Source organism: Pseudomonas sp. Z2-11 (genome assembly GCF_054161305.1).
This window is the reverse complement of record NZ_CP096395.1, coordinates 4,470,454-4,486,179: the sequence shown is the minus strand read 5'-3', so window position 1 is coordinate 4,486,179 and position 15,726 is coordinate 4,470,454. Positions and strand designations below refer to the sequence as shown.

Annotated in this window: 11 protein-coding genes; all 11 read left to right on the top strand. The window is 59.0% G+C overall.

The window, feature by feature from the left end; genetic code table 11:
• Positions 1-3 precede the first annotated feature (3 nt).
• The 11 genes from M1E16_RS19840 (at position 4) to pseC (ending at position 15,721) form a co-directional block, all read left to right on the top strand.
• Entirely contained in the window at positions 4-1,569 is a 1,566-nt protein-coding gene (locus M1E16_RS19840; RefSeq protein WP_458128190.1) for a flagellar hook-associated protein 3, read from the top strand.
• Positions 1,570-1,662: 93 nt separating this feature from the next.
• Positions 1,663-5,232: a glycosyltransferase gene (locus tag M1E16_RS19835; protein WP_458128189.1), complete on the top strand. Its 3,570-nt coding sequence runs from the start codon at positions 1,663-1,665 to the stop codon at positions 5,230-5,232.
• A gap of 239 nt (positions 5,233-5,471) precedes the next feature.
• Positions 5,472-6,245 carry a glucose-1-phosphate cytidylyltransferase gene (gene rfbF / locus M1E16_RS19830; RefSeq protein WP_434698624.1) on the top strand — a complete coding sequence of 258 codons (774 nt, stop codon included), beginning with the start codon at positions 5,472-5,474 and terminating at the stop codon, positions 6,243-6,245.
• A complete protein-coding gene (gene rfbG, locus M1E16_RS19825) occupies positions 6,227-7,309 on the top strand; it encodes a CDP-glucose 4,6-dehydratase (RefSeq protein ID WP_458128188.1) in 1,083 nt (360 codons plus the stop codon). Before rfbF ends, rfbG begins: the two co-directional genes overlap by 19 nt.
• Complete coding sequence (gene rfbC / locus M1E16_RS19820) at positions 7,306-7,866, top strand: dTDP-4-dehydrorhamnose 3,5-epimerase (protein WP_434629196.1); 561 nt, start codon at positions 7,306-7,308, stop codon at positions 7,864-7,866. Before rfbG ends, rfbC begins: the two co-directional genes overlap by 4 nt.
• On the top strand, positions 7,866-8,735 hold the full coding sequence (locus M1E16_RS19815) for an NAD-dependent epimerase/dehydratase family protein (protein WP_434629198.1): 870 nt from the start codon (positions 7,866-7,868) through the stop codon (positions 8,733-8,735). Before rfbC ends, M1E16_RS19815 begins: the two co-directional genes overlap by 1 nt.
• The gene (locus M1E16_RS19810) at positions 8,725-9,795 is read left to right on the top strand and encodes a class I SAM-dependent methyltransferase (protein ID WP_434631207.1); all 1,071 of its coding nucleotides are present in this window, start codon (positions 8,725-8,727) and stop codon (positions 9,793-9,795) included. Before M1E16_RS19815 ends, M1E16_RS19810 begins: the two co-directional genes overlap by 11 nt.
• Positions 9,796-9,810: 15 nt before the next feature.
• On the top strand, positions 9,811-10,548 hold the full coding sequence (locus tag M1E16_RS19805; RefSeq protein WP_434629200.1) for a cephalosporin hydroxylase family protein: 738 nt from the start codon (positions 9,811-9,813) through the stop codon (positions 10,546-10,548).
• 51 nt (positions 10,549-10,599) lie between these two features.
• The gene (locus M1E16_RS19800) at positions 10,600-13,533 is read left to right on the top strand and encodes a TIGR00180 family glycosyltransferase (protein WP_458128187.1); all 2,934 of its coding nucleotides are present in this window, start codon (positions 10,600-10,602) and stop codon (positions 13,531-13,533) included.
• A gap of 29 nt (positions 13,534-13,562) precedes the next feature.
• Positions 13,563-14,564, top strand: coding sequence for a UDP-N-acetylglucosamine 4,6-dehydratase (inverting) (gene pseB, locus M1E16_RS19795; RefSeq protein WP_434698617.1), 1,002 nt, complete (start codon positions 13,563-13,565; stop codon positions 14,562-14,564).
• Positions 14,561-15,721: a UDP-4-amino-4,6-dideoxy-N-acetyl-beta-L-altrosamine transaminase gene (gene pseC, locus M1E16_RS19790; protein WP_458128186.1), complete on the top strand. Its 1,161-nt coding sequence runs from the start codon at positions 14,561-14,563 to the stop codon at positions 15,719-15,721. The genes pseB and pseC overlap by 4 nt, the downstream gene beginning before the upstream one ends.
• The last annotated feature ends 5 nt before the right edge of the window (positions 15,722-15,726 follow it).

Below are 15,726 nucleotides of genomic sequence, written 5' to 3'. Positions count from 1 at the left end.
CCCATGCGAATTTCCACCAATCAGTTTTATGACACCTCGGCTGCGAACTATCAGAAGAACTTCGCAAAAGTCCTCAAGACCATGGAAGAGAGCTCAAGCCAGGTTCGCGTGAACACCGCGGCCGATGATCCGGTGGGCGCTTCGCGTCTGCTGCAGTTGGGTACCCAGGCGGCGTTGCTCGACCAGTACGAAACCAACACCAAGACCATCAGGGCGACCCTGGGCACTACTGAAGCGGTCATGGAGAGCATTGGTAACGTGCTGCAGCGCGCCAGGGAACTGTCCGTGAGTGCCGGTAACGCCGGCTACACCGATGCTGACCGTCAAGCCACTGCCTCGGAGCTGGGCCAGATCGAAGAGCAGTTGCTGAGCCTGATGAACTCCAAGGACGAAAACGGCAAGTACATCTTCGCCGGGTCCAAGGGCGACACCATCCCGTTCACCCGCAACGACGATGGCACCTACAGCTATAACGGTGATCAGGTCACCCTCGACCTGCCGATCGGCGATACCATGTCCATGGCCACCAACAGCACCGGCTGGGAAGTGTTCCAGCAAGCCGTCAATACCAGCCGGAGCCAGGTCACCATGACCGCGCCGACGGTCAATGACGGTCGTGTCGTGCTGTCCGACGGCCAGGTGTCGTCCAGTGTCAGCTACAACAGCAAGTTTCGCAGCGGCGAGCCGTACACCGTGGAATTCGTCAGCGGCACGCAGCTGAAAATCACCGACTCGCTCGGTAATGACGTGACGGCGGAAGCCAGCCAGGGCGGCAGTTTCGACCCTGCCAGCAAAAGTGGTCAGGCAGTCAAGTTCCGTGGCGTGGAGCTGACCCTGAACATCAATCTGCAAACGGGTGACGACCCCGCCACGGTGTTGCCAGGGCGCACCTTCACGCTGGCTGCCAAGCCGGACACCTTTGTTCCGACACGCAGCCCCGGCAACCCGACAGCGGTGCAGATCACCGGCAGTGAGATCACCGACCCGGTGGCTTACCACGCCAGTTTCCCTACCGGTTCGGCAGTGCTGAAGTTCACCAGCGCTACCGATTTCGAACTTTATGCCGCGCCGCTGACCGCTGACAGCCGGCCGGTTTCCAGCGGCACCCTCGCCGGTAACGTGGCAACAGCTTCGGGCGTGAGCTTCACCTTGAACGGCGCGCCCGCCGCGGACGATCAGTTCAGCGTCGCAATCAACACCCACGAAACCCAGAATATCCTGGACACCGTGAGCCAGTTGAAGAAGGCGTTGAACACCCCTACCAATGGTGACCCTCTCGAGGTACAGAAATTTCAGGCTTCGTTGGCTTCCGGTATCGGCAACCTGACGAGCGGCACCGATCAACTCTCCAGTGCCCGGAGTTCGGTCGGCGGTCGGGGTCAGTCGCTGGATACCCAAAGCGGCACCAACCAGAGTCTGGTCCTGGCCAACAGCCAGACCCAATCGTCGATTCGTGATTCCGATTCAGCCGAAGTATTGATTCGCCTGACGATGCAAAGCACCATGCTGCAAGCCTCGCAACTGGCCTTCAGCAAAATCGCGCAGTTGGGTCTGTTCAACAAGATCTGAGCCGGTATCGACCGAGCCGCCAACCGTCTTTTTTAAGCGGTTTCGGGGCTCCGACCTGAAAAGGCCGGAGCCCGCCGCTCGAGAGTTTTAACCGTGAAGCTACTTCCCCTCGTCAGTATCGTTATCCCTGCCTACAACCCTCGGTTTTTCGACCAGGCACTGCTCAGTGCCTTGGCCCAGACCTACGAAAATATTGAAATCATTATTTGCGACGATTCGCCTGGCGATGAAATTCGCCACATCGTTGGATCTTTTACACAGCCGGCCCATCCCGTCCGTTATCTGAAAAACCCGCAACGATTGGGGCTCCAAGGCAACCTGTTGCGCTGTGTCGAAGAGGCGCAGGGCGAATTCATCAAGGTGTTGTGCGATGACGATCGACTGTTTGCGCCGAGCATTGCGATGCAGGCTCAGGTACTGATGGATCATGCGGACGTCAGCGTGGTATTTGCCCTGCGATTGTTGTGCGATGCGGGAAACTTTATTTTGCCGCCGCGCATCGAAAATTGCCGCTTCGCGCCAAATGACGCCCTGCTCAAGGGCGACGACATGCTGGCGATTTTCGAGAAAACACCGACCAACTTCATCGGCAATTTCAGTTCGACCCTGATGCGTCGGGCCGATGTACTGGAACTGTTGCCGGCCCTGATCCAGGAGGGTGCTGGATTCGTTGCCACGCTCGACTTTGCCTTGTTCGTCTGTTTGATGCGCCGCGGTAATCTGGTCGCCCAGGGGACGGTCCTGAGTGTCGAGCGTCTGTATCCCGGGCGGCTGAGCAAGACTCCGGAAATGCTCAAGGCGGCGAAGGTGGAGTGGGAGTGGTTGGCACAGATGCTCGCCGTGCGAAACGGCGAGGCGGCGCCCGCCTCGGGCTGGGTGCGCTATGTGGATCTGAGCAGTGTCACCGATCAACCTCACGCCTGGCAGGAACTGTGTGTGACCCGGGTGCTGGGCAATCGCAACACCGTGGTCAATGGCCGAGTGGGGGCGCAGAGTGAAAGCTACGCCGAGTTCTATCGCGAATGGCTGTCGATCCGCCGGTTCAGCGAGGTCGAACAGCGCACCATGCCTGCGCGCATCGACAGTTGGCCGTCGCGTCCGAACATCGTACCCATTGTCATCGACAGCGTTGGGGACAGTGTGGCGTTGATGGCGACGCTACGCGGCATTGATGGCCAGCTCTATCCGGCGCACGCCGTGGTGGTATTGTCCGATGCCCATTGCGAGGTCAATGACCGTGTACTGCAGCTGCCCTATCAGGCCGACTGGGCACGGCAACTCAATGCCATTGTTCCGCAGTTGGAGGGCGCACATTGGTTCTACCTGCTGCGCGCTGGCGATACCCTCCGTGATTCAGCATTGTTAATCCTGGCCGAACGCGTGGCAGGGATACAAGGGGTTCTTTGCGTCTATAGCGACGAAGGAGCGCTGATGGATGCAGAATCATGCGAGCCCGTGTTCAAACCTGACTTCAACCTGGACCTGATGCGCGCCTATCCCTACGTCGGCCGAACCCTGGCCTTTGAGCGTGAGCGTTTCATGGCCCTAGGCGGTTTCGATCCGGCACGTGGTGAGCTGGCACCTCATGATCTGCTCTGGCGCCTGGTGGAAGAAGCCGGTCCGCAGATTATCGAGCACATCGCCGAAATTCAGGTGGAGTCCGTCCTCACCTTTGCCCAATGGTTGTCCTGGCCCGAGGTCATTGAGAATAATGCCGCGATGGTTAGCGCGCACCTTGACCGTATTGGCATGGTGCATGAGATTCGCCAGGACACGTTGCCATTGATCAATCGCATCGACTATCGACACAGCACACGCCCGCTCGTATCGGTCATCCTGCGCACCGGTGATTCGCTTGCAGTATTGCAGCGCTGCACCGAAAGCCTGATCGAGCGCACCGCCTACACCCATTACGAAATTCTGATTGTGGACAGCGGCGTCCAGGCTCCGGCCATGCTTGACTGGCTGGCAAACATGTCACAGCTGGGCGCGAGCATGTTGCGGGTGCTGCGTTACGCTGGCGAGGATAGCGATGCGGCGGTGCACAACTTCGCTGCGAGCCAGGCCCGAGGCGAGTACCTGTTGTTGCTCAGCCCACAAATCGTCATGGGTGAAATTGATTGGCTGGACGAAATGCTCAATCATGCCCAGCGGCCTGAAGTCGCGGTGGTCGGAGCGAGAATACTCAGTCCCCAGGGCACGATTGCCGGTGGCGGACAGATTCTTGGGTTGGCCGGGCCGGTGGGCACACCGTTTCAGGGTGAGTCGGCAGCATCCCGAGGCTACATGCAGCGCTTGCATGTCACCCAGAACTGGAGTTCGGTCAGCAGCGATTGCCTGATGGTGCGCAAGCAAGTGTTCGAAGACCTTGGAGGTCTGGATGATGCGACTTTTACGCTGGGCCTCAGCGATGTCGACTTGTGCTTGCGTGCGGGCAAGGATGGCTACCTGGTGGTCTGGACGCCTTATGCCAGCGTCATGCAGGTTGCTCCGCCGTCATCGGGTCAGCCTGAAGAAACAACACGGTTGGAGCGCGAGCGCGAAATATTCTATCGCAAGTGGTTGCCCCAGATCGCCCGAGACCCGGCCTATAGTCCTTCCTTGAGCCTGGGGGTTTCCAGTTTCAGCCTCGAACCTTCGCTGCGTAACAACTGGAACCCGTTCTGCACTCGTGCCTTGCCGCTGGTGCTTGGTCTGCCGGTCAATGCAACCGCGGTGGGCCACTATCGTGTCACTGCCCCGTTGGCCGAGCTGGAAGCGGCTGGACGGGTCATTGCCCGGGTAGCCTACGAGTCGCCTTCCACTGTTGATATCGAGCGATTGTCTCCAGACACTATCGTTTTGCAGGGACGCTACAGCGAGGGTTCCGCTGGCGACATCCTGCGGATGAAGAAGTATTCCAATGCTTTGCGAATTTTCGAGCTCGACGACTACATCGTCAGCGCACCCAAGAAAAATACCCATGCCCGCAACAAGCCGGCCAATACCGAGCAGATGTTGCGCGAGGGCATCGGGCTCTGTGATCGCGTGGTGGTGACCACTCAACCATTGGCCGATGCCCTGTCCAGTATGCACAGCGAGATACGCGTGGTGCCCAACATGCTGCAACCCGAGCCGTGGGCCCGGTTGACCAGCCGCCGCAGCACGTCTTCCAGGCCTCGGGTTGGCTGGGGCGGTGGCACCAGCCACAGCGGCGACCTGGAGATCATCGCCGACGTGGTCCGCGAGCTGGCCAATGAAGTGGAATGGGTGTTCTTCGGCATGTGCCCTGAGGTATTGCGCCCCTACATTCATGAATTTCACGGTTCGGTCGGCCTGAATACCTACCCGTTCAAATTGGCCAGTCTGAACCTCGACCTGGCACTGGCGCCGCTGGAGTTTCACATCTTCAACGACTGCAAGAGCAACCTGCGCTTGCTGGAGTACGGCGCCTGCGGCTACCCGGTAATCTGCACCGACACCAAGGCCTACGACGGTTTCCTGCCCTGTACCAAAGTGCGCAGCAACAGCACCGAGGAGTGGATCGCGGCGATCCGCATGCACTTGGCCGACCCTGACGCCAGTTATCGGATGGGCGATGAACTGCGCGAAGCAGTGCTTCGTGACTTCATGCTCAGTGCCGATAATTTGCAGCATTGGTTGTGGGGATGGTTACCGGATTGATAGGTGGGACGGGTAAATCCCCTCGCCACAAAAGCAGGGCTCGGTGCTCTTTCTGACTTCTACCCCCGAAAACTCCGCCTTTCGATCTGGCGCGTTTCCTGCAAGTCCCCCTCATATCGCCATAAAACGAGCGCTCGCGGCCCCGTCGCAGCGCCCGGATCGGCATCGAAGGTGTAATCCCGGCGCCCGCAAGCAAAACAACGCTTGGCCGAGCCCGGTGATGAACAAGAGGGGAGACGATGAAGGCAGTTATCTTGGCAGGTGGTCTCGGCACACGCATCAGCGAGGAGTCGCACCTCAAGCCCAAGCCGATGATTGAAATCGGTGGCAAGCCAATTCTTTGGCACATCATGAAGCAGTATTCCGCCCACGGGATCCACGACTTCGTCATTTGCTTGGGCTACAAGGGTTACGCCATCAAGGATTTCTTCGCCAACTACTTCCTGCACACCTCCGATGTCACTTTCGACATGTGCAACAACCGCATGGACGTTCACCAGAACTACAGCGAGCCGTGGCGCGTGACCCTGATCGATACGGGCGAAGAGACCATGACCGGCGGGCGGCTGCGTCGGGCGGCCCGTTACCTGGAAAATGAAGAGGCGTTCTGCTTCACCTATGGCGATGGTGTTTCGGACCTCAATATCGGTGCACTGGTGGATTTTCACCTGGCGCACGGCAAGCTCGCCACGGTCACCGCAGTCCAGCCGCCGGGACGCTACGGCGCGCTGGAGCGCGATGGCGATACGGTCCTGGGTTTTACTGAAAAACCTCGGGGTGACGGTGGCTGGATCAACGGTGGTTTCTTTGTACTCTCGCCGCAGGTCCTGCCTTATATCGCTGACGACCAGACTTCCTGGGAAGCCGAGCCGCTGGCGGCATTGGCGACCGAGCAGCAGCTTCAGGCGTTTCAGCACGACGGTTTCTGGCATCCAATGGACACCCTGCGGGATAAAAACCACCTCGAAGCCCTGTGGCAAAGCGGGGAGGCCCCATGGAAGCAATGGGACTGAGCGCGGAATTCTGGCGCGGTAAGCGGGTGCTGGTTACCGGTCATACCGGTTTCAAGGGCAGTTGGCTGACGCTGTGGCTGCAAAGCCTGGGCGCCCAGGTCAGCGGTTTTTCCCTGGACCCGGCCACCAAACCGAGCCTGTTCGAGTTGGCCCGGGTGGGCGAGGGCATCGACGATCGGCGTGCTGACCTGCGTGACCTCGGTGCCTTGCTCGAAGTGCTGGCTGACGTGCAACCGCAGATTGTCCTGCACCTGGCAGCCCAACCGCTGGTACGTGAGGCGTATCGCGATCCGTTGGGTACCTATTCCAGCAATGTCATGGGCACCCTTAACCTGCTCGAAGCGATCCGTCAGATTGGTGGCGTGCGCGCCTGTGTCATGGTCACTACCGACAAGGTCTACGCCAATCAGGAATGGCTGTGGCCCTACCGCGAAAACGAAGCCCTGGGCGGCCACGATCCTTACAGCAGCAGCAAGGCCTGCTGCGAGTTGCTGGCGCAGTCTTATGCCGCCTCGTTTTTCTCCGCCGATCGTTACGCCGAACATGGCCTGGCTCTGGCCACGGCGCGTGCTGGCAACGTATTGGGTGGGGGCGATTTCGCCCCTGAGCGGCTGATTCCGGACGTGCTCAAGGCCTGGTCGGCGGACGAGCCGGTGACGCTGCGTTATCCCCACGCCGTGCGCCCGTGGCAACACGCCTTGGAGCCATTGGCCGGTTATCTGCAGTTGGCCGCTGCCCTCTATGAGCAGGGGTCGGAATTTGCCGGTGCCTGGAACTTCGGTCCCGGCGAAGCGGACATGTGCAGTGTCGGTGATGTCGTCCAGTTGCTGGCCGAGCGCTGGCCACAAGCGCCTGGCTTGCGCATCGAACCGAGTGATCTGCATGAGGCAGGCCTGCTGCGTCTGGACAGCAGCCGTGCCCGGCAATTGCTGGGCTGGCAGCCGCGTTGGTCGTTGCAGCAGTGCCTGGCCCAGACCCTCGGTTGGCACCTGGCCTGGCAGAACGGCGATGACATGCGTGCGATCACGCTGAATCAATTGAATCTCTACAGGGGGCGGTTATGACTGATTTCACCCTTCAGGCGTTAGCGCTGGAAGGTTTGTATCTGATCCGGCAAAAAGTCTTCTGCGATGATCGGGGGCGATTTGCCCGGTTGTTCTGTCAGTCCCGCCTCACGCTTCAGGGGAGACCGTTCGCTATTCGCCAGATCAATCATTCACGTACGGTCGAAAAAGGTAGCGTGCGCGGCCTGCACTACCAAAAGGCCGGATACGCGGAGTCCAAGTTGATTACTTGCGTACGGGGCGCGGTATGGGACGTGGTGGTCGATTTGCGGCCGCAATCCCCAACCTACCTGCAGTGGCATGCCGAGGACCTGCGAGCCGATGACGGACGTAGTTTGCTGATTCCTGCCGGTTTCGCCCATGGTTTCCAAGCCCTGACCGATGACGCTGAAGTGTTGTATCTAACCGATGCTGACTACGCGCCGGATCATGAAGCCGGCCTCTCGGTCATTGACCCTGCACTGTCCATCTCCTGGCCGCTGCCGGTTAAAAATCTGTCGGCCAAAGATGCGAGTCATCCGTTGCTGGACAAAGATTTCAGTGGAGTTCAGCTGTAATGGGACACTCCTCGACCGTACTGGTCACGGGAGCCACCGGCTTTGTCGGTCGGCATCTGGTCAGTGCTTTACTCGCCAAAGGCTTCAACGTTCGAGCTTCAGGTCGAAACGTCGAAAGCGCGCGTGCCATGCCGTGGTTTGACGATGTGGAGTTTTGCACAGCAGACGTCCATGCACCGGACCTGGATGTGGGCGCGCTGACCGACGGAGTCGATGCCATCGCTCATCTGGCTTGGCCTGGCCTGCCGAACTATCAGGCGCTGTTCCATTTCGAGCGAACCTTGCCTTTGGACTACGCGTTTCTCAAGCGCGTGATCGAGGCCGGCGTCAGCCATGTTCTGGTCACCGGTACCTGTTTCGAGTACGGACTGCAAAGTGGCCCATTGAGCGAGGCGGTGATCGCACAGCCCTGCACGCCGTATGGCCTGGCGAAGCATACTTTGCATCGGTTCCTTGAAGCCTTACAGCGAGAACGCGCATTTACGTTGCAGTGGGCTCGCCTGTTTTATTTGCACGGCCCGGGACAGAATCCTAACAGTCTGTTGGCCAGTCTCGATCGGGCGATCGACGAAGGTGATGCGCAGTTCAACATGTCGGCGGGCGACCAATTGCGTGATTACCTGGAGATCGAACAAGCCGCTTCTCAATTGGCCTCGCTAATAACCCGGCGCGATGTCGATGGGGTGATCAACTGTTGCAGTGGCCATCCGGTGTCGGTGCGGGCGCTGGTGGAACAGCGAGTGCGTGAGCGCCAGTCGGCGATCGCCTTGAACCTGGGCCACTATGGGTATTCGGGTCATGAGCCCATGGCGTTTTGGGGCGATGCGCAGCGGATTTCGCAGCTCAGGAGAGAAGAACATGCAGCATGAACTGTATCGGGCGAGCGGACTGCCGATCTTACAGAACCGTACATTTGCCACTGCCGAACAGGCTCAGGCATCGGCCAGCGCGGATATCGTGCTGGTGCAGGACAGCCAGAGCGGTCTGATCTTCAATCAGGCATTCGACGCCAGCAAACTCAGTTATGACGTCGACTATCAAAACGAGCAGGCGTACTCAGTGCAGTTTCAACAGCACCTGAATGACGTCGAAGCGATTCTGGCGCAACATTTCACAGACAAAAGCCTCATTGAAGTTGGTTGTGGCAAAGGTTATTTCCTCGAAATGCTGCGAGGCCTGGGCTACTCCATCACCGGGATCGATCCTTCCTATGAAGGTGACAACCCTGATGTGATCAAGGCGCCCTTCAGTCGGGAATTGGGGGTGGAGGCTGACGCCATCGTGTTGCGCCATGTACTGGAGCACATCACTAATCCGGTGGGTTTTCTGGCCGAGCTCGCCGCTGCCAACCAGGGCGGACAGATTTATATCGAAGTGCCGTGTTTCGACTGGATTATTCAGCACAACGCCTGGTTCGACGTGTTCTACGAGCATGTGAATTACTTCCGTCTTGCCGATTTGCGTGCAATGTTCGGGACGGTGCACGAGGCAGGACATTTGTTCGGCGGCCAATACCTTTTCATCGTTGCCGATCTTTCCACTTTGCGCAGCACGCCCGCCAAGGCACCACAGCCGCTGATGCTGCCGGAAAACTTCACCGCCAGCCTCAACCGTGCCGTGCAGATCATTCGGGGCGCGCCTGAGCGAGGTTCGGCGATCTGGGGCGCGTCCTCCAAAGGCGTGATTTATTCATTGGCGCTGCAACGCGCGGGCGTTGCAGTGGATCGCGTGGTGGATATCAATCCGGCCAAGCAGGGGCGCTACTTGCCGCTGAGTGGCGTGCGAGTGTCTTCCCCCCAAGAGGCGATGGACACCTTGCCCGAAGGCGCCAATCTGTTCGTAATGAATTCCAATTACCTCGAAGAGATCAAACGGATGACCGGTGGGCGCTACGTCTACCATGCCGTTGACAGCGCTTCGTTCCAATAACCGCGAGATTCGAACATGACCGACAACACTATCCATAAAGCTTTCGAAGCCCAATGCCAGACCGAAATCGCCGGTCAAGGCCAAGACCAGAAACTCGTCGGCTTGGCCAAGGAGTTTTTCAACGAATCGGCGCGCCATAAGTACAGCTACCATTTTTCCTGGATGGGCCGGCCGATCATCCAGTTGCCCCAGGACATGATGGCGATGCAGGAGTTGATCTGGCAGATCAAGCCTGACCTGATCATCGAATGTGGCATCGCTCACGGCGGTTCGATCATTTATTACGCCTCGTTGCTGGAGCTGCAGGGCCATGGAGAAGTGCTGGGCATTGACCTGGATATCCGTCCTCATAACCGCGAAGCCATCGAGAGCCACCCGATGAGCAAGCGCATCTCGATGATCGAAGGTTCGAGCATCGATCCGGCCATCGCCGAGCAGGTCCATGCAGCGGCCAAAGGCAAGAAGGTCATCCTGGTGCTCGATTCCAACCATACCCATGACCATGTGCTGGAAGAGCTGCGCCTGTATGCGCCGTTGGTTTCGGTGGGCAGTTATTGCGTAGTGATGGACACGGTGGTGGAAGACATGCCGGCTGACTTCTTCCCGGATCGCCCATGGGGCCCGGGCGACAATCCGAAAACCGCAGTATGGAAATACCTTGAAGAAAACGGTGACTTCGAAATCGATCAGCAACTGCAGAACAAGCTGCTGATCACTGTCGCACCGGATGGCTATCTGCGCCGGGTTCGTTGATTCATCCGTTTCAAGTCATTGGCGTCTGGCAGGTTGTGGGGACTAGGAAATATGCAGGTTCGAAATACGATTCAAAACAAGGTGGCACCGCTGAACGAGCGGTTCACCGTGGTGGTCATCTCCCACAACCGCAGCGCATTCCTGCACCGTACGTTGCATTATTACAGCAGCTATCCGTGTTCGATTCTGGTGCTGGATTCATCAGTGGAACGGGATGAACAGATTGCCCGGGAATTTCCGTCGGTCGATTACCGCCACCTGCCCCAGTTCACTTACAAGGGGCTGCAGGACAAGCTGGTATATGGCGTCAATCAGGTCAAGACGCCCTACATGGTGTTCGCTGCCGACGATGACTTCCTGCTGCACGATGCCTTGACCGAGTCGGTGGAGTTTCTCGAAGCCAATCCGGATTACGGCCTCTGTCACGGCTACGGAATCATGTATCTGTCCTGCGCGACAGAAGTCTGTTACTTCCGTCGTGACCGCAAAGTGCATGAGGACTACGACAGCGAACTGGCCGAGGACCGGGTGATCCGCTTCATGGATCAGTTCCTGCCGCCGTTCTACGCCGTGACCCGTACCGACCTGCTGCAACAGTGGTATGGCATGCTGCCGCCAGGGACCAGTTTCGAGTGGCAGGAAATTGGCCATACTTTTTACCTGTTGGCTTGCGCCAAGGCACGGATCCTGCCGATTCCGTTCGCCGTCCGCGAACTCAACTACGGCGGTTCCGAACACAACACCAACGTGCTGACGGTGCTGAGTTACAAAGACGCCAAAAGCGTCGCCGAGCGTGAGCAGTTCGCCGAGTTCCTGGCGTCTCTCCCTACGCCTCTGCGCGAGCAGGCGCCGGGGCGCGTCAAGCAGATTGCCCTGGACAGCTTCGCGGCCATGGCTGACTGCCTGGTGCAGGGGCGCTCACTCAAAGGCACGCAGATCATCCGCTCGACATGGCTGGAGGCGGGGGGCGAGCCGGTCCGTTCGTTTGGCCCACAGCAATTTGTCGAAATGCCGTTCTACAATCAGCGGGTCTTCGACCTGCTCACTCAATTTGAGTTCCTGCTGCATGCAATGCCGGCCGGTCGCCTTCAGCTTCAGCAGTTGGAAGGCATCCTGCTGCGTCAGCATGAACTGATGCGGCTGCAACCTAACGACAACGAGCGCACGATACGCAGCCGGTTATGGGAGGCCCAGGGCCTTTACGCATTCAACCGCACAGTGGTCAAGCGCCTGGCCGAGTCGTTGAAAAACAGCGACGAACCAGACGAAGCGGTGAAATTGCAGGCCTGGGCCGAGCGGCTGGATTCGGTGCCGGGCCAGCAGGATCGCCGGTTGCTGGATAACATGCACTCCGGCCGTCTGTTGAGCTGGCTTGAAGCACGCAGCCCCAACGCCCAACAGCTCACATCCATTGCAGCCCATCTGGTCGAGCATCAGGGCGGACCGCGCTTTGGCATTCTGCTGCTGGACCTGGACGCTGACATGTTCAAGCTACAGGCCACCTTCGACAGTCTGGTCAATGGCCACTGCAAGGCGTTCAACGTGGTGGTCTTCACCACCGGCGACCTGCCGGCGACCACCACCGTGCGCGACACCGTGCACTTCGTCAAAGTCAGCACCTCCAATTATGTTGAGCGCGTCAATCAGATCATCGGGCAATCGACTGCTGACTGGATGGTGCTTGCCGAGGCCGGTGACCAGTTCACCCCGAGTGGCCTGTTGCGCGCGAGCCTCGAGCTGATCGATGCCGACGGCGTTCGCGCGGTGGCCATGGATGAAATCCAGCGTAAGGCTGATGGCAGCCTCATCGATGTGTTCCGCCCTGGCGTCAATCTCGATTTCCTGCAATCGGTGCCTTCGCTGATGGCGCGGCATTGGCTGATTAATCGCCAAGTGCTGGCCCAGGCCCGAGGATTCACGCCCGAATACACCCAGGCCCTGGAGCAGGATCTGCTGTTGCGCCTGATTGAAGACGCAGGGCTGGCCGGCCTGGCGCACCTGGCCGAGCCGTTGCTGATCTGCGACGCCCCGCCGGAAGAGGAAAAGCCCCAGGAGCGTCAGGTACTGACGCGCCACCTGGCCGCCCGCGGCTATCGCGCCCAGGTCATCTCGGCGCTACCGCTGACATACCAGATCGATTACCAGCATGCCGAGCGGCCACTGGTGTCGATCATTCTCGAAAGTCGAGACAATTTCGAGCAGGTACAGCAGGCGCTGGTCAGCGTGCTGCAACGCACCCGCTACCATCGGCACGAAATATTGGTTGCCGATAACCACAGCCGATCCGAGGAACTGGCTCAGTGGCTCGATAGCCTGGAAGGCAAGGGCGAGCGGATCCGCGTTCTGCGCAGCGACAGTCGCCTCAGTGCGTCGGCTCTGTACAACTGGGCGAGCTCGCAAGCCAAGGGCGAGTATCTGGTGCTATTGTCGGCCGAAGTGCAGGTGATCAATGCCAACTGGCTCGACAGCCTGCTCAATCAGGCCCAGCGGCCCGAGGTGGGGATTGTCGGCAGTAAGCAAATGGATAACCGTGGTATCACTACCCAGGCAGGGCTGGTACTGAAGCCCGATGGGAGGGTGGCCTCGGTGTTCGTTGGCGAACGCAAGGACGCCAAGGGCTATCTAAACGGCCATCAGGCGGAACAGAACTACTCGGCGGTGTCCGGCGCGTGCCTGATGATCCGCAAAGACTTGTTCGAAGCCGTTGGCGGCCTGGACGAGGAACATTTCGGTGAAGCGTTTGCCGACGTCGACCTGTGCCTGAAAGCGGCGGATGCGGGTTATCTCACCGTCTGGACTCCCCAGGCCCAAATGCTGCACTCCGGTACGTTCCCTGATGCACCGGAGGCGACCAAGGTCTTGCGCAACAAGTGGGAGGCGCGCTTCAGCCATGACGCGGTGCGTAACCCAAACCTGGCCTTGACCGGAACCGGCTTTGCGCTGGGCACCGCTGCGGCAGTGGATTGGACAAGGTTGCTCGCATAGGCCTGGTAATCAGGCAAAGGACTCAAGGTATGTTCAACGGTAAATCGATCTTCATCTCAGGCGGCACCGGCTCGTTCGGGCGTAATTTCATCCGCCGGTTGCTGGAGCAGTACCAGCCCAAGCGCGTGGTGGTGTTTTCCCGCGATGAGCTCAAGCAGTACGAGATGCAACAAACCTTCAATGCTCCCTGCATGCGTTATTTCCTGGGAGACGTGCGTGACGCCGATCGTCTGCGCCAGGCCATGCGCGGGATTGATTATGTGGTGCATGCAGCAGCGCTCAAACAAGTGCCCGCGGCTGAATACAATCCCACCGAATGCATTCGCACCAACGTCAATGGCGCAGAAAATATCATCGCAGCGGCGATCGAGAACGGTGTGAAAAAAGTCGTTGCACTGTCCACTGACAAAGCGGCCAGCCCAATCAACCTGTATGGCGCGACCAAGTTGCTGTCGGACAAATTGTTCGTTGCGGCCAACAATATCGCGGGTGAACAGCAGACCCGGTTCGCCGTCGTGCGCTATGGCAATGTTGCCGGCTCCCGGGGTTCGGTGGTGCCGTTCTTCAGCAAGCTCATCGCCGAGGGCGCGACGGAGCTGCCAATTACCGATGAACGTATGACTCGCTTCTGGATCACCCTCGATCACGGTGTGCAATTCGTGCTGGACAGCTTCGCCCGCATGCACGGCGGCGAAGTGTTCGTGCCGAAGATTCCATCGATTCGCATCATCGATTTGGCGTCGGGCATGGCTGGACATTTGCCGCGCAAGAACGTGGGCATACGCCCCGGTGAAAAACTACATGAGTTGATGGTGCCGCTGGATGATGCACGCATGACGATCGAGTTCACAGACCATTACACAATCCAGCCGTCGATTCGCTTCACCAACGTGGATGTGGATTTCGCTATGGACAACCTGGGCGAACGAGGCACTCCCGTCGCGGAGGACTTCGAGTATCGTTCTGACACCAATCCTCACTTTTTATCGGTGGAACAGATCGCCGATCTGCACGCCCGGCTATCGGTATGATTCCCTACGGTCGGCAAAGCCTCGATCAGGCTGACATCGATGCCGTCGTCGCCGTGTTGCAGTCCGATTGGCTGACGCAAGGGCCGGCGATTGAACGTTTTGAACAGGCCATGGCCCGTCGCTGCCAGGCCGGTTATGCCGTGGCGGTGTGCAACGCGACCGCCGCGCTGCACATCGCTTGCCTGGCTGCGGGGCTTGGGCCTGGGGATCGCTTGTGGACCACGCCAAACACTTTTCTGGCCTCAGCCAATTGCGGCCGTTATTGCGGCGCGCAGGTGGATTTCGTCGATATCGATCCGCTGACCTGGAATCTCGATGCCGTTGCCTTGGCCATAAAACTCGACAGGGCCGAGTGTGACGGGACCCTGCCAAAAGTCTTGGTGGCGGTAGCCTTCTCCGGGCAAAGCTGTGACATGCGTGAGATCTCTCGCCTGTCCGAGCGATACGGCTTCACGGTCATTGAGGACGCCTCTCATGCCGTGGGCGCGTCTTATGCCGACAGGCCAGTGGGGTGTGGCGAATTCGCGGACATGACGGTGTTCAGTTTCCATCCGGTGAAAATCATTACCAGCGCTGAAGGCGGGATGGTCCTGACCAATCGCCCGGAGCTGGCGCAGCGCCTGCAACGTCTGCGCAGCCATGGGATGACCCGTGACGCCGCGCAGATGAGCGAGCCCAGCCATGGGCCCTGGTACTATCAGCAGGTGGAGCTGGGTTTCAATTACCGTATCACGGATCTTCAAGCTGCCCTGGGGCTTTCCCAGTTGGACAAGCTCGATGGGTTTGTCGCCCGGCGTCGTGGTTTGGCGGCGCGCTATAATCAGTTGCTGGGTGGTTCGCCGCTGACCTTGCCCGGCGTGCAAGCCGACGCCGAATCGGCCTGGCATTTGTATGTGGTGCGCTTGCGACTTGATGAGATTTCCCTCAGTCATCGTCAGGTTTTCGAAGGCTTGCGCGCGGCCAAGATCGGCGTGAACCTGCATTACATACCGGTCCATTTGCAACCGTATTACCGCGATCTGGGATTTGCCCAAGGTGATTATCCACAGGCTGAACGTTATTACGCCGAGGCCATCAGCCTACCGATGTTCCCTTCCCTCAGCGACGAACAGCAGGACTATGTGGTTGGGCAACTGAAACGATTGCTTGAGGAGTAACGACG

Coding starts and splice junctions, on each gene's coding strand:
- M1E16_RS19800 (WP_458128187.1), top strand. CDS start 10,600: ATGCAGGTTCGAAATACGATTCAAAACAAGGTGGCACCGCTGAACGAG.
- M1E16_RS19815 (WP_434629198.1), top strand. CDS start 7,866: ATGGGACACTCCTCGACCGTACTGGTCACGGGAGCCACCGGCTTTGTC.
- rfbF (WP_434698624.1), top strand. CDS start 5,472: ATGAAGGCAGTTATCTTGGCAGGTGGTCTCGGCACACGCATCAGCGAG.
- rfbG (WP_458128188.1), top strand. CDS start 6,227: ATGGAAGCAATGGGACTGAGCGCGGAATTCTGGCGCGGTAAGCGGGTG.
- M1E16_RS19805 (WP_434629200.1), top strand. CDS start 9,811: ATGACCGACAACACTATCCATAAAGCTTTCGAAGCCCAATGCCAGACC.
- M1E16_RS19810 (WP_434631207.1), top strand. CDS start 8,725: ATGCAGCATGAACTGTATCGGGCGAGCGGACTGCCGATCTTACAGAAC.
- rfbC (WP_434629196.1), top strand. CDS start 7,306: ATGACTGATTTCACCCTTCAGGCGTTAGCGCTGGAAGGTTTGTATCTG.
- pseC (WP_458128186.1), top strand. CDS start 14,561: ATGATTCCCTACGGTCGGCAAAGCCTCGATCAGGCTGACATCGATGCC.
- pseB (WP_434698617.1), top strand. CDS start 13,563: ATGTTCAACGGTAAATCGATCTTCATCTCAGGCGGCACCGGCTCGTTC.
- M1E16_RS19840 (WP_458128190.1), top strand. CDS start 4: ATGCGAATTTCCACCAATCAGTTTTATGACACCTCGGCTGCGAACTAT.